Origin of the sequence: Croceicoccus pelagius (assembly GCF_001661915.1) — a bacterium.
Taxonomy (GTDB): domain Bacteria; phylum Pseudomonadota; class Alphaproteobacteria; order Sphingomonadales; family Sphingomonadaceae; genus Croceicoccus; species Croceicoccus pelagius.
In genome coordinates this window covers 1-18,962 of sequence record NZ_LYWY01000028.1, presented here as the reverse complement: position 1 = coordinate 18,962, position 18,962 = coordinate 1, and the positions used below count along the sequence as shown (strand labels likewise).

At 61.3% G+C, this 18,962-nt stretch carries 20 protein-coding genes; 7 read left to right on the top strand and 13 right to left on the bottom strand.

Annotated features, from left to right (window positions below; genetic code table 11):
- Window position 1 precedes the first annotated feature (1 nt).
- From dmpG to A9D15_RS04945, 13 genes are all read right to left on the bottom strand, one after another.
- Window positions 2–1,033 carry a 4-hydroxy-2-oxovalerate aldolase gene (gene dmpG / locus A9D15_RS05005; RefSeq protein WP_010891015.1) on the bottom strand — a complete coding sequence of 344 codons (1,032 nt, stop codon included), beginning with the start codon at window positions 1,031–1,033 and terminating at the stop codon, window positions 2–4.
- Complete coding sequence (locus A9D15_RS05000) at window positions 1,030–1,968, bottom strand: acetaldehyde dehydrogenase (acetylating) (protein WP_066762514.1); 939 nt, start codon at window positions 1,966–1,968, stop codon at window positions 1,030–1,032. Before A9D15_RS05000 ends, dmpG begins: the two co-directional genes overlap by 4 nt.
- A 22-nt stretch (window positions 1,969–1,990) precedes the next feature.
- On the bottom strand, window positions 1,991–2,785 hold the full coding sequence (locus tag A9D15_RS04995; protein WP_010891017.1) for a fumarylacetoacetate hydrolase family protein: 795 nt from the start codon (window positions 2,783–2,785) through the stop codon (window positions 1,991–1,993).
- 4 nt (window positions 2,786–2,789) lie between these two features.
- Window positions 2,790–4,274: a 2-hydroxymuconic semialdehyde dehydrogenase gene (locus A9D15_RS04990; protein WP_066762512.1), complete on the bottom strand. Its 1,485-nt coding sequence runs from the start codon at window positions 4,272–4,274 to the stop codon at window positions 2,790–2,792.
- Between the two features lie 39 nt (window positions 4,275–4,313).
- Entirely contained in the window at window positions 4,314–4,745 is a 432-nt protein-coding gene (locus A9D15_RS04985; RefSeq protein WP_010891019.1) for a GlcG/HbpS family heme-binding protein, read from the bottom strand.
- Window positions 4,746–4,747: 2 nt separating this feature from the next.
- On the bottom strand, window positions 4,748–5,671 hold the full coding sequence (locus tag A9D15_RS04980) for a catechol 2,3-dioxygenase (RefSeq protein ID WP_066762511.1): 924 nt from the start codon (window positions 5,669–5,671) through the stop codon (window positions 4,748–4,750).
- A 19-nt stretch (window positions 5,672–5,690) separates the two neighbouring features.
- Window positions 5,691–6,542, bottom strand: a complete 852-nt coding sequence (locus tag A9D15_RS04975; protein ID WP_066762510.1) for an alpha/beta fold hydrolase — start codon at window positions 6,540–6,542, stop codon at window positions 5,691–5,693.
- A 168-nt stretch (window positions 6,543–6,710) separates the two neighbouring features.
- A complete protein-coding gene (gene gstA / locus A9D15_RS04970; RefSeq protein ID WP_066762507.1) occupies window positions 6,711–7,316 on the bottom strand; it encodes a glutathione transferase GstA in 606 nt (201 codons plus the stop codon).
- Between the two features lie 42 nt (window positions 7,317–7,358).
- Window positions 7,359–7,847: an aromatic-ring-hydroxylating dioxygenase subunit beta gene (locus A9D15_RS04965; RefSeq protein ID WP_066762504.1), complete on the bottom strand. Its 489-nt coding sequence runs from the start codon at window positions 7,845–7,847 to the stop codon at window positions 7,359–7,361.
- A complete protein-coding gene (locus A9D15_RS04960; RefSeq protein WP_066762497.1) occupies window positions 7,844–9,124 on the bottom strand; it encodes an aromatic ring-hydroxylating dioxygenase subunit alpha in 1,281 nt (426 codons plus the stop codon). The genes A9D15_RS04965 and A9D15_RS04960 overlap by 4 nt, the downstream gene beginning before the upstream one ends.
- Before the next feature lie 11 nt (window positions 9,125–9,135).
- Window positions 9,136–10,128 (bottom strand): PdxA family dehydrogenase, encoded by a 993-nt coding sequence (locus A9D15_RS04955; protein ID WP_066762495.1) that lies wholly within the window; start codon window positions 10,126–10,128, stop codon window positions 9,136–9,138.
- Window positions 10,112–10,609: an aromatic-ring-hydroxylating dioxygenase subunit beta gene (locus A9D15_RS04950; RefSeq protein WP_229660434.1), complete on the bottom strand. Its 498-nt coding sequence runs from the start codon at window positions 10,607–10,609 to the stop codon at window positions 10,112–10,114. The genes A9D15_RS04955 and A9D15_RS04950 overlap by 17 nt, the downstream gene beginning before the upstream one ends.
- Window positions 10,606–12,021, bottom strand: coding sequence for an SRPBCC family protein (locus A9D15_RS04945; protein ID WP_066762494.1), 1,416 nt, complete (start codon window positions 12,019–12,021; stop codon window positions 10,606–10,608). Before A9D15_RS04945 ends, A9D15_RS04950 begins: the two co-directional genes overlap by 4 nt.
- Before the next feature lie 266 nt (window positions 12,022–12,287).
- Here A9D15_RS04945 and bphC point away from each other — a divergent pair, with 266 nt between their 5' ends.
- The 7 genes from bphC to A9D15_RS04910 all read left to right on the top strand — a co-directional run.
- Window positions 12,288–13,187 (top strand): biphenyl-2,3-diol 1,2-dioxygenase, encoded by a 900-nt coding sequence (gene bphC / locus A9D15_RS04940; protein WP_066762492.1) that lies wholly within the window; start codon window positions 12,288–12,290, stop codon window positions 13,185–13,187.
- Between the two features lie 44 nt (window positions 13,188–13,231).
- Window positions 13,232–13,558, top strand: coding sequence for a non-heme iron oxygenase ferredoxin subunit (locus A9D15_RS04935; protein WP_066762489.1), 327 nt, complete (start codon window positions 13,232–13,234; stop codon window positions 13,556–13,558).
- The gene (locus A9D15_RS04930; protein WP_098108433.1) at window positions 13,555–14,046 is read left to right on the top strand and encodes an aromatic-ring-hydroxylating dioxygenase subunit beta; all 492 of its coding nucleotides are present in this window, start codon (window positions 13,555–13,557) and stop codon (window positions 14,044–14,046) included. Before A9D15_RS04935 ends, A9D15_RS04930 begins: the two co-directional genes overlap by 4 nt.
- Window positions 14,047–14,070: 24 nt before the next feature.
- Entirely contained in the window at window positions 14,071–15,333 is a 1,263-nt protein-coding gene (locus A9D15_RS04925; RefSeq protein WP_066762487.1) for an aromatic ring-hydroxylating dioxygenase subunit alpha, read from the top strand.
- Window positions 15,330–15,917: a 2-hydroxychromene-2-carboxylate isomerase gene (locus A9D15_RS04920; protein ID WP_066762479.1), complete on the top strand. Its 588-nt coding sequence runs from the start codon at window positions 15,330–15,332 to the stop codon at window positions 15,915–15,917. Before A9D15_RS04925 ends, A9D15_RS04920 begins: the two co-directional genes overlap by 4 nt.
- A gap of 28 nt (window positions 15,918–15,945) precedes the next feature.
- Window positions 15,946–18,132, top strand: a complete 2,187-nt coding sequence (locus tag A9D15_RS04915; protein WP_066762476.1) for a TonB-dependent receptor — start codon at window positions 15,946–15,948, stop codon at window positions 18,130–18,132.
- Between the two features lie 30 nt (window positions 18,133–18,162).
- Window positions 18,163–18,962: TonB-dependent receptor plug domain-containing protein (locus tag A9D15_RS04910; protein ID WP_156521655.1), on the top strand; the 800-nt coding region annotated here is incomplete at its 3' end.

Here is an 18,962-nt window from a genome sequence, read left to right as displayed (position 1 = left end):
CTCAGTTCGCCTTGGCTTTGATCAGATCAAGTGCAACGTCGATGATCATGTCTTCCTGGCCTCCGACCATCCGGCGGTTGCCCAATTCGACGAGGATCTCGCGGGTATCGATTCCGTACTGTTCCGCTGCCTTTTCCGCATGGCGCAGGAAGCTTGAATAGACGCCTGCATAGCCCAGGCTGAGCGTCTCGCGATCGACCCTCACCGGACGGTCCTGAAGCGGGCGTATGATGTCGTCCGCCGCGTCCATCAGCGCCATCACGTCGCAGCCGTGCTTCCAGCCCTTGCGGTTGGCCGCGGCGATGAACACCTCGAGCGGCGCGTTGCCGGCGCCCGCGCCCATCCCGGCAAGGCTGGCGTCGATCCGCACCGCGCCGGCCTGAGCGGCGACGATCGAGTTGGCCACGCCCAGCGACAGGTTGTGGTGCGCGTGGATGCCGCGTTGAGTTTCAGGTTTGAGCACCCGGTCATAGGCTTGGAGACGTGCAATCACGCCATCCATGTCGAGCGCCCCGCCGCTGTCGGTGACATAGACGCAATGCGCGCCATAGCTTTCCATCAGCAGCGCCTGCTGGGCGAGCGCCTCGGGCTCGATCATGTGGCTCATCATCAGGAAGCCCGATACGTCCATGCCCAGATCGCGCGCGATGCCGATGTGCTGCTTGCCGACGTCGGCCTCGGTGCAGTGGGTCGCGACCCTGACCGAGCGCACTCCCATCGAATAGGCCCGCTTGAGTTCTTCGGCGGTGCCGATACCGGGCACCAGAAGCGTTGTCAGCACCGCGTTCTTGATTACGTCGGCGGCAGCCTCGATCCAGTCCCAGTCGGTATGGGCGCCAAATCCGTAATTGAAGGTCGAACCGTTCAGGCCATCGCCGTGCGAGACCTCGATCGCATCCACCCCTGCCTCGTCAAGCGCCTTAGCGATCGTGCGGACGCTGTCGGTGCCATACATATGCAGGATGGCGTGCATCCCGTCGCGCAAGGTCACGTCCTGGATGTAGAGCCGATCAGATGTTGGATCAAAGGTCATGCTGCAGTCTTTTCCATATGAGTCTTGGCCAGGCTCTCGCCTGCCGCCTTGGCGGCAGCGGTCATGATGTCGAGGTTGCCGGAATAGTTGGGCAGATAATCGCCCGCGCCCTCGACCTCGAGGAACACGCTGGTCTTGAGTCCTTCGAATTCACCGTAGCCGGGGATATTGAGCGGCCGGTTCGAACCGAAGCGTTCGAACTGTACTTCCTGCTTGAGCCGGTAGCCCGGCACGTACGACTGCACCCTTGCAATCATAGCCAGAACCGAATCGCGCACCTTGTCCTCATCGACCATTTCCGACAGCGTGAAGATCGTATCACGCATGATCATCGGCGGTTCGGCGGGATTAAGGATGATCACAGCCCGGCCCTTGGCCGCGCCGCCGACAGTTTCGATCGCCCGCGCCGTTGTGCGGGTGAACTCATCAATGTTGGCACGGGTGCCGGGACCGGCGGAGCGCGACGAAACCGACGCGACGATTTCGGCGTAGTGCACCTTGGCGACCTGCGAGACCGCCGCGACGATCGGGATCGTCGCCTGCCCGCCACAGGTCACCATGTTGATGTTGCGCACCGCGGCATCGACCGCCGGGTTGACCGGGGGAATGGTCGCCGGGCCGATCGCGGCCGGGGTAAGGTCGACCATCAGCTTGCCGTCACGGGCGAGGATTTCGTCGTGCGCCTTGTGCGCATAGGCCGAGGTCGCATCGAAGGCGATGCCGATATCGGCATATTGCGGCATCCGGCACAGGCCCTCGATTCCTTCGTGGGTCGTCGGGACGCCGCGTTCGCTGGCCATCGCCAGCCCTTCGGAGGCCGGATCGATCCCGACAACCGCCGCTAGCTCCAGTGTATCCGAACCCTTGAGCAGCTTGATCATCAGGTCGGTCCCGATATTGCCGGAGCCGATAATTGCGCACTTCATCTTGGCCATTTGACCAGCCTCCAATTTGAATTCAGTCAGCGGCGAACGCGGCGCGGACCGTTCCGAGTCCGTTGATCCGGGCTTCGACCACATCGCCGCGTGCAACCCCGGCCATCGGCCCGAGCGCGCCCGACAGGATTACATCGCCTTCGAGTAACGGACGCCCCGCTTTGGCCATCACCCGCGCCAGCCACAGCGATGCGGTGATCGGGCTGCCCAGACAGGCGATCCCGGCACCGACCGAAATCGGCTCACCCTTGGCTTCCATGACCATGCCGCAGCTGCGCAGATCGAGCCCGTCGAGCTTGCGCGGCACCGCGCCGAGCACGAACAGCCCGCTCGAGGCATTATCGGCGATCGTGTCCCAGATCTTGATGTCCCAGTTTGCGACGCGGCTGTCCACGATCTCGATTGCCGGAACGACATATTCGACCGCGCGAATCATTTCGGCGGTCGTCATGTCGGGGTGGGGCAAATCCCGCCCAACGACGATCGCAATCTCGGCCTCAACCTTGGGCTGGATCACCTGGTCGAGCGACACCGGGATGCCTTCCGGCACGTCCATGTCAGCGAACAGCATCCCATAGTCGGGCTGATCCACCCCAAGCTGGCGCTGGACCGCGATCGAGGTCAACCCGATCTTGCGGCCGACCAGGCGCCGTCCATTGGCGAGGTAGTGCTTGGTGTTGGCTTCCTGCACGGCATAGGCGGCTTCGACGCCACCAGCCGAAATCAGGTCGCGGATCGGGCTGACAGGCTTCCCCGTTTCGGCCGCGCCGCGCAGGGCCAAGGCCGCTTGTTCGATAGTCTTGGAGTCAATTGTCATCGTCTTACAGCTTCACGCAAATGTTGGTGATCTCGGTGTAGAATTCGAGGCTGTGCACCCCGCCTTCCCGGCCGATGCCGGAATGGCCGGACCCGCCGAAAGCCGTGCGCAGATCGCGCAGGAACCAGGAATTGACCCAGCACACCCCCACGTCCATCGCCGCCGCCACGCGGTGTCCGCGGGACATGTTTTCGGTCCAGATCGAGGCGCACAGGCCGTAAACCGTATCGTTTGCAAGTGCGATCACCTCGTCCTCGCTGTCGAACGGCACGATACCGCAGCACGGTCCGAAGATTTCCTCGCGCATCACGGTATCGCCGTGGGCGACGTCGATCCACAGCGTCGGTTCCACGAAGAAGCCACCGGCTTCCGCACCCGAGATTTCGGGAACGCCGCCGCCGGTGACCACGGTGGCCCCGTCCTCGACCGCACGGCGATAGTAACCCAGCACTTTCTCGCGGTGCTCGGCGCTGATCAGCGGGCCGAGATAGGCGCGATCACCGGTCACGCCCGGCTTGAAGCCCTGCGCCGCCGCCGCCATCCGCGCCACGAAGGCGTCGAAGATCGGTCGTTCGACATAGACCCGCTCGGTTCCGAGGCAGACCTGCCCGGTGTTCAGGAAGACCGAGCGCGACAGACCCTCGACCGCCTTGTCGAGGTCGGCATCGGCGAACACAATCGCCGGGTTCTTGCCACCGAGTTCGAACGAAATGTCGCGAACGCCGATCGCGGCCTTCTGCATGATCGCCTGTCCGGTGCCGGTCTCGCCGGTGAAGGTGATGGCATCGACATCGGGGTTGGACGTGAGGAATTCGCCGGCCGAACCCGGACCGAATCCGTGGACGACGTTGTAGACACCCTTGGGCATGCCCACCGCGTTCATTACTTCGCCCAGCAGGGCAGCGGTCCGAGGCGTTTCCTCGGACGGCTTGACCACCACGGTATTGCCGCAGGCCAGCGCCGGGCCAACCTTCCAGGTCATCAGCAGCAGCGGGAAGTTCCACGGGCAGACCACCGCGACCACACCCTTGGGCTTGCGCACGGTATAGTTGAGCGCCTGGCCGCCATCGGGGGTCGATGTGTTGAAGCTTTCGCCCGGCATTGTCGAGACGACATCCGCGAACATGCGGAAGTTGGCGGCCCCGCGCGGAATGTCGATGTGCGAGGCAACGTGGCGCGGCTTGCCGGTGTCGGCCACTTCGGCAGCCAGGAAATCATCCGCTCGGCGTTCGATCTCGGTCGCCACGGCGGCGATCAGCTTGACCCGCTCGGCCGTGGTCATCTTGCCCCATGGCCCGGTAAGCGCTGCCTTGGCCGCAGCCACGGCGTCTGCGACGTCGGCCTGGCTTGCTTCGTGGACAAGCCCGATCTGCGAACCGGTGGCCGGATTGACGTTGGGAAACGACTTACCCTCGCTACCTTTGCGATAGGAACCGTCAATGAAGTTCAGGATAGTTTCGGTGACCGGTGAGGAGGAAGTTGAGGTCATTGGAGCATAATACCTAAGTTGGCCGGAGGCCATGGTGCGTCAGAATTGCCTTGCGCCGATCGCAGCGAGACCGGCGTTGGCGTATTCGACGTCCATCGCTTCGCTCCCGCCGGAAACACCGATCGCACCGACGAATACACCGGCGATTTCGATCGGCAGGCCGCCGCCGAACATTGCTAATCCCGGCTGCGCGACGATTCCGTCGCGCAGGGCCGGATTGCCGGAAACCATCGCATAGAGATCCGGCGTCGGGACGCGGAAGCTGGCGGCGCTGTAAGCTTTATCTTGCGCGATCTTTGCGGATGGCGAAGGGGAGCCGCTGGCGCGGACGAACGCGACCAGATCTCCCCCGGCACCGACCACCGCGGCAACGACCGGACAGCCCGCCGCCGCACCCGTAGCGACGGCGGCAGCCGCTGCCTTGAGCGCCAGTTCGTGGCCTACCGTCCGGACCGAAACCACCCCGTCCATGATCAGGTGTTCACCTGCATGAAGCGGTCGTTGAGCGCCTTCTCGTAGTAGAAGATCGCCTTGCCGGCGCTCTCTGCCTGCCACATGCGCTGCGGATTGTCGGGATAATAGATGTAACCGCCGCTGAAGGTTTCGTTGCGATTGCCCGAGGGATCGAAGAAATAGATCGTCTGGCCGCGGGTGATCCCGTGACGCGTCGGCCCGATATCGAGCGAAATGTCGTAGCGGCTGATAATGTCGGCTGCGTGACCGACGTCGTGCCACGATTCCAGATTGAACGACGTATGGTGGATCTTGCCGTCTTCGGGATAGTGGAGGAAGGCGACGTCATGCGCCTTGTTGCTGCAGCTCAAGAAAATGCCTAGGCGGGTGCCGCTGCCCTCATCGACCAATTCCTCGGTCACCGAGAAATCGAGCGCATCGACAAAGATCTTCGCCGAGGCGGCAATGTCCACGCCGTTCAGCGCGCAGTGATCGAAGCGGGTAGCGCGCATCCCGCGTGGCTCAACCACCCAAACATCCGGGTTCTTGGTCGCCGGACCGGTGGCCGAAAGTTCCATTTCGGCGTAAAGTTCGAACACATGCTGTGTGGGCGTATTGAACCTGATCTTGCGGCCAACCCCTGGATCTTCGCCAGCCGGGACCACATCGACATGCACACCGAAATCGAGCAGGCGTTCCGCGAAGTGATCGAGATCTGAATCCTTGGCGACCTTGAAGCCCATGACGTCCATGCCGGGATGATCGGCCTCGCGCAGGATGATGCTATGACGATCGAACTCGTCGAAGGCCTGGAAGAAAGCGCGGTCGCCGTCACGGCTGACAAGATTCAGGCCGATGCGATCCCGATAATGGGAAATGGCTTCGTCCAGGTCGAGAACCCTGAGCTGCACGTAACCAGGACGAATGACACCTGTTAGAGCCATGACGTTTACTCCTCTCCGATCAGGCCTTGAGGCCACTTTTAAAGAACTCTGCGACAGTCCGATTGAAACTCGCCATCCGCTCGATCTGGACCCAGTGGCCACATTCGGCAAAAAGGTGGAGGTCGGCCCGCTTCAACAACGTGGCGAGGCGCACGGTCGAATCCAGCGGGATTACCTGATCGGCAATACCGTGCAAAATCAGGGTTTCGTGCTCAATCGCGGCGATGTCTTCTTCGCGGCTGGCGAGCATCGCCACGTTGGCCTGGCGGTCGGCGCCGCCGAACGTTGCATGATAGGGTTCATGTGCTTCGGGCCGGGCGCTGGCGACATAGCGCGACTGAATCAGATCCTCGGTCAGGCGGCTGTGATCCCAGGCAAGGTACTTGAGCGATTCGCGCATCGCTTCGACCGAGGGTTCATAGCCCCAGACCTTGTCGAGCGCAGGGGTAATCGGAAAGTTGAGCCCTGCAGGTCCCATGAGAACGGCGCGCTCGACCCGATCGGGGTGGGCAATCATGAACGCCAGTGTGATCCCGCCACCGAAAGAATTGCCGACGATCGAAACCTTGTCGATTCCCAGCCCGTCGAGAAAGCCGGCGAGCTGATCGACCCAGACCTGCTTGTCCTCGATCCGGCCCTTGCTGTCCGAATAGCCGAAGCCGAACATGTCGGGCGCGATGACCCGGAAATCCTCGGCGAGGATCGGCATATTCAGCCGCCAGTTGGCCCAGGCTGTCACACCGGGGCCCGATCCGTGGACCAGCAGCACCGGGTCGCCTTCGCCGACGTCGTGGTAATTGGTCGAGCTTCCGCCGACAACCAGCGACTTGCCAATTTCCGGACGGGTCGTGTCCAAAGTCGCGTCTGCCATTCTACCCTCCGATCCTTTCCCGCCTCGATGATTTTGCATTCGGCTGGACCTGAACGCCGAATCGCCGTCTCTGTCGCCAGCAGCCTCATCCATTGCACTATTTGAAACGCATTTGCAAATGAAGAACGACGTGGGCGACGGCAATCGCCGCCGCCCCGCGCTCTTCGATCAGATGAGACCTTCAGCCTTGAGTGCCGCCCCAACCGCAGGCCGCTGCGCAATCCGACCGCAATAGGCGCCCAGCGCGGGATAGGCGCTCATGTCGATCCCGACATGGGCAGGCCAGCCCAGCATCACGAACAGGTAGATGTCGGCCACGCTAAAATCGGCGCCCACATAGTGCTCTTTGCCGGCAAGATCCTTATCGAGCGCGGTCAAGTGATTCTTGACTGCGGTCGTAGCGGCTGCCTTGGCTTCATCGCTGGTGCCGGGCGTAAACAGGGGCACGAAGGCCTTGTGAAACTCCGAACCCAGGAAGCTCAGCCGGCTGAGCAGGCGGTACCGGTCCATGGTGCCGTCGCGCGGCGCCAGGCCGGCTTCCGGCTTCTGGTCGGCGATGTAAAGCAGGATCGCGGGATTTTCGGTCAGGGTTTCGCCGCTGTCGAGGGTCAGCGCCGGAACCTTGCCCGACGGGTTGACCGTCAGGAAATCGTCTCCGGTCTCGACCTTGCGGGTCGCCAGATCGACCTTCACCGCATCGAAAGTGGCGCCGGTTTCGCGCAGGGCGATATGCGGAGCGAGCGAACAGGCACCAGGGCTAATGAACAGCTTCATGGATAGTCTCCTTCTGGGGAAAACAGGAAATTGGGGATTGGCTCAGATCGGGGTCGCCAACAGCGTGGCGATGCGCAGCGTGTCATAGATGCAGGTCCGGCTTTTCAGTCGAACGGTTCCACCGCTAAGATCGAACCGATCGACATATTTGCCGGCATTGTAGATGCGCGTTTCACCATCATTACGGGTCTGGAAGACGACATAGCTGGCTTCAGCAGAAACCTGGTCGCCTTCCACGCCGGTGATTACCGCACGCCCAATCAGGTGCCGGTTGAAATGTTCGGGGAAGACGTTTGCCTTGCGCAGCGCGACCACCCGATCGACCAGCATCGCCCTGCTGTCGCAATACATCACCGCCGCTGGCAAGCCGTTATCGACATTCTCTCGCGCGATCACCTGGTACAGGCAATCGTCAACGAACAGGTTGGGCCATTGCTCGAGCCGGTCATCATCAAGGCAAAGCCCGTAAGCCGCGTTGAAATCGTCGATCGCACTTTGCGCGACTTGCGCTACTTCGGCTGCAGCGCTCATGCCCGGCCCTCCGCTGCGAGATCGGCCAGGGCATTGCCCATCAGCCCGAGATAGCCCTTCCAGAACCCCCGCACCGAATTTTCATCCATGCCCATCGGCGCGTAATACTGGCGCACGTCGTCGCCGCCCATTTCGACGAAGCTGCGTTTGCCTTCGGCGCCGATCGTCCCCTGCTGGCACAGCTCCACCGCTTCTCCGTCTTCCATCGAGATCAGCCCGGATGGCCCAACCAAATTAAGGTTGCGCAGCCGGTGGCGGGTCGTTTCCTCGTCGTCGTCGGCGTAACCGAAATAGGTCCAGACCAGCTCGGTCCTGTCGGTCCCGTGGGGCACGATCTGCCTGGTGGCGAGGGTGTTCTGGATCTGCTGGACAACGACAGACGGGAAGATCGACTGGATGTGCAGTCCGACATCATCAGCGATCTCCGGGCGGAATGCCAGCAGGCGCTCGTCCTGCAACTTGGCCTCACCCTGCATCTCGCGGTTGGCCTCGTCACCGAACGAGCCGTAGTCGACATCGCCCTTGGGCTTCGACACCGTGAACACGTTGTGGAAGCCTTCTTCCGAAAGCTCGCCTGCACTTTCCTGGCTCTGACGGTATATGCCGAAGGTCGGATAGAACAGGTGAAGCAGTGCCCCGTGATAGCTGTCACGACTGTTTTCCGAATAGAGCTTCCAGTTGCCGGCCATGAACTGCCGCGCATAACCCAGCACCTTCACCGGGCGCTGGAAGACGCGAGAAATATACTTGCGCATCACCGGACCGAGAAAGTCTTCAAGCGGGGCAATGGCCGGACTGAATGTGCCGAACACCATGCCTGCAAAGGATTCCACTCGCAGCCTTTCCAGCGAATGCTCGGCTGGATCGAAATCGGCCTGGTACCCGCCCACGCCTTTCATCCCCCGCCGGAACGGCACGCCGACAAGCGCACCGGTCGCGTCGTAGGCCCACTGGTGATAGACGCATACGAACGCCCCGTCGGCCTGATTACCGCGCAGCGAGCGGCACACGGTTGCGCCCTTGTGGGCGCAGCGATTTACCCAGGCATGGATGGTGCCATCGGTTGCCCGCGTCACCACCACCGGAGTATTGCCGACATGGGTCGAACGGAAATCGCCGCTGTTGGCCAGCTCGGCTTCGAGGCCGAGGTAGCACCAGGTCTGTCCGCGAAAGATGTTTTCCTGTTCGGCAGTGAAGATCGCCTGGCTGTGATAGACTGCGTAATCGACCGCATTCGGCTCCGACCCCGCAGCGACAGGCATGGTTTTGGCGTTCATGTTCTTTCCTCCTAAGCTTGTTCGAAACCGCGGCCCGAAGCGAGTCGTCCGCAAATGCGCATCGCGCTCAGCATCATCGCGGCATCGGCTCTGCCGGTACCGACGATGTCGTAGGCGGTGCCATGGGCCACCGACATGTGCAGGTACGGCGGCCCCATGATGATCACGCTGTTGCCCGAAAAGCCCCAGGTCTTGACAGCGATGTGGCCCTGATCGTGGAACATCGCGAGGACCATGTCGTAACGGCCCTCGATGCACTGGCGGAAGACCGAATCGGGCGCGATCGGCCCTTCGACATCGATGCCCCTGGCCCGCGCCGCTTCGACCCCGGGTGCGATCTCAAGGCGATCCTCGTCGCCCATGGCATGTGGGTTGAGACCGGCAACCGCGATCCGCGGTTGGGCGATGCCCCACGATTGCATGGCCTCGTGCAGTTGCCCCACCGCCGTGGCGACGAGATCGGCTGAAATAACGTCGATCACTTGCCGCAGCGACATGTGGTCGGTCAGGTGCGCAACCCTGAGCGGCCCGGTCAGCAGCACCAGATAGCTTTCGCCCGGGGTCGGGCTGATGACCCTGTCGAGCTTCTTGGCCAGTTTAAGCGAACCAGTGCTGATCGGCCCCATGATCGTGGCGGCGAAAGAACCGTCGCGGGCCAACGCGTCGAGCTCATCCAGCCATTGCGCGGTGGCGTGCCCGGCGGCCTCGGTGTCCTCGCCCAGGGGCAGAACGCCATCGGGCAGCGCGCCGGTATCGATAACGTCGATGATCGCGGGATCGTCGCTGGGTTTTTCGAAGCTGCGCATCACCCGCAGCCGTGCCTTGATGCCAGTGAAATCGAGCGCCCGCTCTACCGCCGCAGCAGACCCGACCAGCACGGGGATCGAATCCGCGTGGACGGCACCGTCGGCCAGCGCCCCGACCGCCACTTCCGGTCCGATCCCGGCGGGATCGCCGATCATCGTCCCGACGACGGGGCGCCCCCGCTCAGAGGCTGTAGACATCGGCTATTTCTTGGAACAGGTCGGTGACGACAACCGTCTTCTTGCGGCGGATCACGAACGTATCATCCCGAGGTTCGAGGTCATAGAAGGCCCACCCGCTGAGAGTGGCGACTTTTCCTTCCAGCACCGAAACCGTGGTCCAAGACGTCCGCGCATGCACCTGGCCATCGCTCTCCTCAGCAGACAGCAGGGAGAACTGGTGAACCGTGCGTGGCTGCGGCGTGCTCGCCGCCGAGCGCCGGGTCCTGATCCGAAACACCCGATCCTCAAGCCCGCCCCGGTTGGGATAGTAGATCAGCGAGACTTCGTTCTGCGGATCCGCAGTCGGCCGTTCGTGATCGTCCCAGGCTGGAACCCAGTATTCCGCATCTTCGTGATAGAGCGCCAGCCAGGCATCCCAGTCCTTGTCGTCAAGCGCCATGGCTTCCTGACCGATGAAGCGGGAAACCGCCAGCCAGCGCGAATGGAATGCGGTCATCATGCCTTCTCCAGCGAACGCTCAAGGAAGGCGGCAAGCTCGCTGCACTCGCTGTCGATGGCCTTTTCCATGAGCGTGAGCCACTCGTCATGGATCGCCACATAGAGGCCTTCGTCGGCAACCGCCGGGCTGCTCAGCACCACATTCAAATCGAGCGGCTCGCCGAACTTGCCCGGGCCGGTGTCCCAGCGCGTCGAACCGCGCGACATCTCGTTGTAGCGGCCTTCGCCGGCGCCAAAGCCGGTCTGGCAGTTGTTGAATTCGGTCAGGTCGTCCGGGGTCGCCATGCCGGTCGAATTGAAGAAATCCTCATACTGACGCAGCCGCAGGGCCCGCGCCTCGGCGCTTTCGCCGACCGGGGCGATGCACACCGTGCTGACTTCGGTCTCATCCACCGCCAGCGGCTGGATGATGCGGATCTGCGTGCTGGTCTGGTCCATCAGGAAGACGTTGGGAAACAGCTGCAGGTTGCGGATGCGCTTGTTCATCCACTTGGCCTTTTCGGCGCCGTAGGACTCTTCGAGCCAGTCGAGGATCTCGAAATTGGGGCGATCCATGAAGTTGGCATAGTCGGCCCACAACACAGTGTGCCCGTTGTGGAACGAGAACGACCCGCCATCGCGCGCGGTGAAGCCGTCGAAGCTAATCGCCTTGGTTTCGTTCTTCGAAACGCCTTCGACGCGGCGCTGAACCGTCATGAAGTAGTTGGCGTGCGTGGTCATGACGTGATAGCCGTCGAGCCCGTTCTCGACCTGCATCTTCCAGTTGCCGTGATAGCGGTAGCGGTTGGTTCCGGGCAAAACTTCCATTGCGCCGGACTTCGACTGGTCCACCAAGATATCGATGAAATCCCGCGCGCCGGCGAGGTGATCGACCAGCGGGACGACATCGGCGGAGAGGCTGCCAAAAATGAAGCCACGGTAGCTTTCCACCCGGGCGACCGGCTGAAGCCCGAAATCAGCGCGATTGAATGCCTCCGGATAGCCCCCGATGCTCTCATCGGTGACGTCCAACAGGTCGCCCCCGGACGAGAACGTCCAACCATGGAACGGGCACATGTGGTTGCGCTTGTTCCCGGCCCGCTCGCGGCAAATGCGCGCGCCACGGTGCGAACACGCATTGACGAAGGCTCGGACCTCTCCCGTCTTGTCACGGGTGACCAGGATAGGAACGCGCCCGATCTTGGTCGTGATGAAATCGTTAGGTTTAGCGATCTGGCTCTCATGCGCCAGATAGACCCAGTTGCGCTCGAAGATGTACTTCATCTCGAGCTCAAACAGCGCAGCTTCGGTGAAAGCGGCGCGGTCCAGCTGGAAGATCCCGCGCTCGTGATCCTTCTTGAGCCAAGCGCGCATGCGCTCTTTCAAGCCCTGCAAGTCGGCAATCCTGCAGCCGATTTTCTCAGTGAGTTCCATCAATCCTCTCCCGTTCTGTGCGTCGGGTACCCCATACCTCCGCGAATCAACCGCAGATCGCACAAGGCTACTACCGCATCCCATCATTTCGTGCAACGTATTGCACAATGAAAAACGTTCTGGTAGGTGATTGTGCAGAAACTGGTAGGTGATTACGCAGAATTGGCTGAAACTGGCGGCTCGAATCGAAGCAAGGCGGCCAGAAAATCGCAACCAGAAAAACGCAAAATGTCCCCGCTTTGGGGTGAATTGGGAGAATTTGAACTATGTCGGTCGTCACCGAACTCGGCTATCTTGGTCTTACCGTTTCCGATCTCGCTGCCTGGCGCGCTTACGCCGCCGAAGTCGCCGGCATGGAAGTCGTCGATGAAGGCGAAGGGGACCGGCTCTATCTGCGGATGGACCTTTGGCATCACCGCATCGTCCTGCACGCTGATGGCAGCGATGACCTGGCCTACATGGGCTGGCGCGTGGCCGGGCCGCAGGAATTCGCCGCGATGCAGGAAAAGCTGAGCGCGGCGAAAATCCCCTTCACCGTGGGCACCGAAGCCGAGGCGCGCGAACGCCGGGTTCTCGGGCTGCTCAAGCTGGCCGATCCGGGCGGCAACCCGACCGAGATTTTCTTCGGCCCCCAGGTCGATACGCACAAGCCGTTTCATCCCGGACGCCCGATGTTCGGCAAGTTCCTGACCGGCTCGCAAGGGATCGGGCACTGCATCCTGCGCCAGGACGATGTCGAGGCGGCGGCCCAGTTCTATGAACTGCTCGGCCTGCGCGGGTCGGTTGAATACCTTCTCCACCTGCCCAACGGCATGGTCGCCCAGCCCTATTTCATGCACTGCAACGAGCGCCAGCACTCGGTAGCCTTCGGCCTCGGACCGATGGAAAAGCGCATCAACCACCTGATGTTCGAATACACCGATCTCGACGATCTCGGGATGGCCCATGACATTGTGCGTGAGAAGAAGATCGACGTCGCGCTCCAGCTGGGCAAGCACGCCAACGACCAGGCCTTGACTTTTTACTGCGCTAACCCGTCGGGTTGGCTGTGGGAATTTGGCTGGGGTGCGCGCCAGGCGCCGAGCCAGCAGGAATACTACACCCGCGACATCTTCGGGCACGGGAACGAGGCAGCCGGATACGGGATGGACATTCCGCTGCTCTGACAATCTCAATTTGAATCAGTTCTTGACAGGGAAACAGATCGACCATGTCGAAAAACTTACGCCTTTGTGAAGTCGCCGACGTGAAGGACGGTGAGCCGGTCGCGGCCTTCGCCGAAGGGATGCCTGCGCTCGCTGTATACAATGTCGATGGCGAGATCTTCGTTACCGACAATCTCTGCACCCACGGCAATGCCATGCTTACCGACGGGTACCAGGACGGCGATGTCATCGAATGTCCGTTTCACGGCGGCTCGTTCGACATCAAGACGGGGGCGGCCAATGCCTTTCCCTGCCAGGTGGCGATCGTCTCATATCCGGTCGAAATCGAGGATGGCTGGGTCTGCATCACGAAGCCCGAAGGGGCGGCATGATGGGCCTTCCCACCCTTGAGCAGATGCAGTTACAGCATGCCGCTGCGCAGGTCAATGCGCTTCACGCGGAACTGATCGATGACGACCGGTTGGAAGAATGGCCCGACCTGTTCGAGGAAAATTGTCGATACAGTGTGATCTCTGCGGAGAACCACAATCGTTCGCTGAATCTGGCCGCGGTGTTCTGCGACAGCCGCGGCATGCTGGTCGATCGCATCGTGTCTTTGCGCCGCGCCAACATTTTTCCCGCGCACAGCTACCGGCATATTCTCGGTCCGACCCGCGTGAAGTCGACGAGCGGGCAGATCGTCACCGCACAGACCAACTATGTGGTCCTGATGACGCGCAACGACGGTCAGACGTCGATCTACAATTCCGGAAAATATGTCGATGAAATCGACGTTTCCGGGGCTGCCCCGCGCTTCCTTTCCAAGACCGCGATCTTCGACACCCACCTCATCGATACGATGATGGTCCGCCCGATCTAGCTGCAAAGTTGAAAGCACCCAATTATGTCCATTCGCCAGCAAACAGACGCCTTCGATCAAGCCCCGTCCACTGCAGGATGCCGGGTTCCGTACCGCGTTTTCACCGATCGCCAGTACTACGATCGCGAACAGGAGAACATTTTCAAGGGTAACTGCTGGTCCTTCGTCGGACTTGAGGCTGAAGTTCCGCAGGCGGGTGATTTCAAATCGACCTTCGTGGGCGAAACACCGGTGATCCTCACGCGCGACAGCGACGGCTCGTTGCATGTCGTGGTCAATCGCTGCGCCCATCGCGGTGCCCTGGTCTGCCGCGAAATGCGCGGCAACCGCGCAAGCCTGGAATGCGTCTACCACCAATGGGCCTACGATCTGAAGGGGGACCTGATCGGGGTTCCCTTCCGCCGCGGCCTTAAGGGACAGGGCGGGATGCCGGGCGATTTCGACATGTCCCAGCACAATCTTCGCCAGCTGCGCACCGAAACCGTTGGCGGTCTGGTGTTTGCCTCTTTCTCCGAAACTGTCGAATCCTGCCGCGATTTCCTCGGTCCGATCGTGGTTGAGCAGATCGAGCGGATCATGTGCAAGCCGATCACCGTGCTGGGCGACCAGCGCCAGCGGATCCGCGGGAACTGGAAGCTCTACGCCGAGAACACCCGCGATCCCTACCACGCCAGCCTGCTGCACCTGTTCCACAACACGTTTGGTCTCTATCGCTCGACCCAGACAGGTGAGGCATTGATGGATGCCAACAAACGCCACTCGCTGCTCTATTCGATCGCGGCCAGCAACGACGATGCCGCCGACAAGCAGGCCTATGGCGATTCGCGCACCTTCGACACCGAATTCAAGCTGCAGGACATGTCGCTGCTGAAAGGTCGGCAGGAGTTCGCGGATAACGTCACGCTGGTGATCCTTGCGGTCTACCCCAATCTGGTCCTTCAGCAGATCCAGAACACGCTCGCGGTGCGCCAGACGGTGACCTACGGGCCGGATGAATTCGAGCTCGTCTGGACCCATTTCGGCTACCAGGACGACGATGCGGAAATGCAGGCCATCCGGCTCAAGCAAGCCAACCTGATCGGCCCCGCCGGGCTCATTTCGATGGAAGACGGCGAAGCGGTGGAAATTGTCCAGGACGCCATCGTCGGCGAGGCAAGCGCGACGTCCTACATCGCGATGGGTGGCGGCCGAGCGGAGGATGCCGACCATCTCGTCACCGAGGGCGCGATCATCGGCTTCTGGGACAACTATCGGGAGATGGTCGGATTCGACCTTGAGCCCGCATGACCCGCACGATCGACTTCTACTTCGATTTCATCAGCCCGTTCAGCTACCTTGCGCAGCTGAAGCTGCCGGAAATCGCCCGGGCGGCGGGGTGCGAGGTCGACTACTGGCCGATCGACATACCCGAAGCCAAGATTGCCGCCGGCAACTATGGACCCTCGAACCGCGAGGTCCTGCCCAAGATCAAGGTGATGAAAGCCGATCTCGAACGTTGGGCGGATCGCTATGGCGTGCCCCTCAACTTTCCGGCCAGCTTCGACTGCGCACACTGGAATTGCGCGGTCCTGTACGCCCGAAAGCACGGCAGGGCTGAACAGTTCGTGACCGACGCGTATCGCCGGATCTGGGGCCAGGGCATCGATCCGCGTGACCGCGGCGAACTCGCCGCTTGCGCGACAGCGGCAGGCCTCGATGCCGATGCGCTGCTGGCATTCGTCGATTCTCCGATCGGACAGAACGAATATCGCAAGGCCCGGAGCCAGGCGATCCAGCGCGGCGTGTTCGGTGCCCCAATGATGTTTGTCGACGACCAAATATTCTGGGGCAACGATCGAATAGATTTTCTTTCTGATTACCTTACTAAATAAATACATAAACTAAGATGGGAGTGCTGAAATGGCGTGGCTGAAAGCTCATTCAATTACCCTGCTTTGCGCGACTGCATTGACCCCGCAGACGGCCTTGGCCCAGAGTGTCAACACCGCGCAAGAACAGAACTCCTCAACCGGACCGGAGGCATCGCAAGAAGCAGAAACAGGCTTGGGCGATATCGTGGTGACAGCCACCCGGCGCGAGGCGAAGCTGCAGGATGTGCCGATTGCGGTTACTGCGGTGACCGGCGATACACTTGCCGCGGCCGACGTGTCGACAGTCCGCTCACTGACGCAGGTTGTTCCCGGCTTCATCGGCAGCCGCAACATGGGCGTGTTCCAGCCGGTCGTGCGCGGTGTCGGTTCGACGGGGATTTCGATCGGCGACGAGCCCAACATCGCTACCTATGTCGATGGCGTCTATCAGCCTGAATCCGCCGCCAACTGGATCGATCTGGTCGAGGTCGAACGCGTCGAGGTGTTGCGCGGCCCGCAGGGTACAACCTTCGGACGCAATGCCACCGGCGGTCTGATCAATGTCATCACCCCCGATCCCAGCTTCGATTTTCGAGGCAAGGCATCGCTGCGGGTGGGGCGGATGCGCCGCGACGCGGGCGACTATGATGCCCGCGTCTATTTCACTGGCCCCTTGAGCGAAAACGCCGCCGCCGACTTCGCCGCCTTGTTCCGGAAGAACGACGGATATATCGACGATCTGGTTCGGGGAGGAACGCTCGGCAATCAGCGTGTGATCGACTTGCGCAGCAAACTGCTGTTCGAGCCGACCGACAATTTCAAGGTTGTCCTGACGGGCGAGTACTTCAACCAGGAAAGCACCACCAACTCCCCACAACCGTTGGACGGAAATACGGCGGGTCGCCGCTTTCCCGGCGTGATCCTACCGACCGATGCCTGGCAGGCATCGCTTACGAAGGATCCGACGTTGGACCTCAAGCGCTATTCCGCAGCGCTGCATACGAAGCTCGATCTCGGCTCGGTCGCACTGGACACGACAACCGGATACATGCTGCTGCGCTGGAAGCAGGACACCGATTCCGACGCGTCCAACCTGCAGCTCGGTAATTTCCTAGCGGATTTCAATGTCGAATCGATCAGCCAGGAAATCAAGCTGAACTCGGCTAATCCCGGTCCTTTCCAGTGGCTCCTGGGCGGCTACTTCTACCAATTCGGCGGGAATTCCTTCCTTCAGCCGTGGACCGCCGCAAATCCCACGCTCCCTCTTGCAGGTCCAACGCTGGAACCCGAGCTCGAAGGCCGCTCCTTCGCGGGCTTTGGCGAAGGGACTTACGAAGTAACGCCCGGATTATTTTTCACCGTTGGCGCACGGTACACTACCGAAACGCGTAACTTCACGCAGCGGATCAATGGAAACGTCGTCGTCAACGACGCCGAAGAGACCTTCAACAAGTTCAACTACAAACTCGGCGTTCGCTACGAGATCACCGATAACACCAGCGTTTACGCCACTTACAGCACCGCGTTCAAGAGCGGGGTGTTCAATATGGCCGCAGCGAGCGCGACGGCGGTCGATCCCGAGAATATCAGCGCCGCAGAGTTCGGCATCAAATCCGATCCGCTCGACTGGTTGCGGACGAACCTGTCGATTTACTACTACGATTACCAGGATCTCCAGCTACAGGCGAAAGACGCCATCGGTCCTAGTTACATCCTGCAAAACGCCGCCAACGCGGAAATCTACGGCGGCGAGTTCGAGGTTTTCGTCCGTCCCGTAGCAGACCTGACGCTGCGGAGCGCGGTAGCGTATACCCACGCCCGTTATCAGGATTTCCCCGATGCCCAGGGCTTCTTTCCGCGCGCCGACGGCGGCAACGACGTGGTGACATTCGACGCTTCGGACAATGTCATGACCCGGGCCCCCGAATGGTCGGGCAATGTCGGGTTCGATTGGGGACACGATATCGGTAACGGTCGCATCACTTTCGCAGGTAACCTGTCCTGGAGCTCACGGGTCTATTACGACTTCGCGAACCTCTTCTCGCAACCGTCCTACACGCTCATCAACGGGTCGGTCAGTTGGACGCCCGAGAGCGAGCGATTCAAGATCGGGTTGTGGGTCACCAACCTCACCAACGAGAAGGTGCTGCAGACGGTCCGGCCCGGCGCACTCAGCACCGACGGGTTCTACGAGCAGCCTCGTAAGATTGGAATTTCAATCGAGACCAAGTTGTAAAGTGACATAACAAGAGGGAGAATGACGCCAATGACAAACCAATCGTTCAATTTCCGGAAGGTCGTCCTGCGCACCAGCGCCTCGGCGATCGTCGGATCAATCGGGCTCGCACCGATGGCGGCGCATGCGCAGGACGCCGCAACAAGTGAGCCTCAGGCTGAGGAGCAACAGACCGGCGGCCTCGAAGAGATCATCGTGACTGCGCGCAAGCGGGCCGAGAACCTGCAGGAAACGCCGGTCGCGATCACCGCGTTGACCGGCGGAATGCTCGAGGAACGCCAGGTCACCAACGTGGCCGAAGTCGCAAAATTCGCGCCGAACGTAAACATCTCGCCGGTCGCCAATCTCTCGGGTTCCAGCGCCACGATCACCTCGTTCATCCGCGGCGTGGGCCAGACCGATTTCAATATCACCGTCGACCCGGGCGTGGGCGTCTATGTCGATGGCGTCTATGTCGCCCGCTCGGTTGGCGCGCTGCTCGACATGGCCGACATTGCGAGCGTCCAGGTCCTGCGCGGGCCGCAGGGCACACTGTTCGGCAAGAACACCATCGGCGGCGCGATCGTCGTCAATTCCGTCGAACCGCAGTACGATTTCGACATGAAGCTCGAAGCGGCGACCGGCCGGTTCAACCGCGCCGATTTCAAGGGCATAATCAACGTGCCGCTGAGCGACACTCTCGCAATGCGCGCGGTTGCTTCCTATGAAACCCGCGACGGCTACCAGAAGCGTTTGTTCGACGGCGGCCGCCAGGGCAACAAGGACAGCTTCGGCGGACGCATTGCGTTCAAGTGGGAGCCGACCGACAAGCTGACCGTCAACCTGAGCGG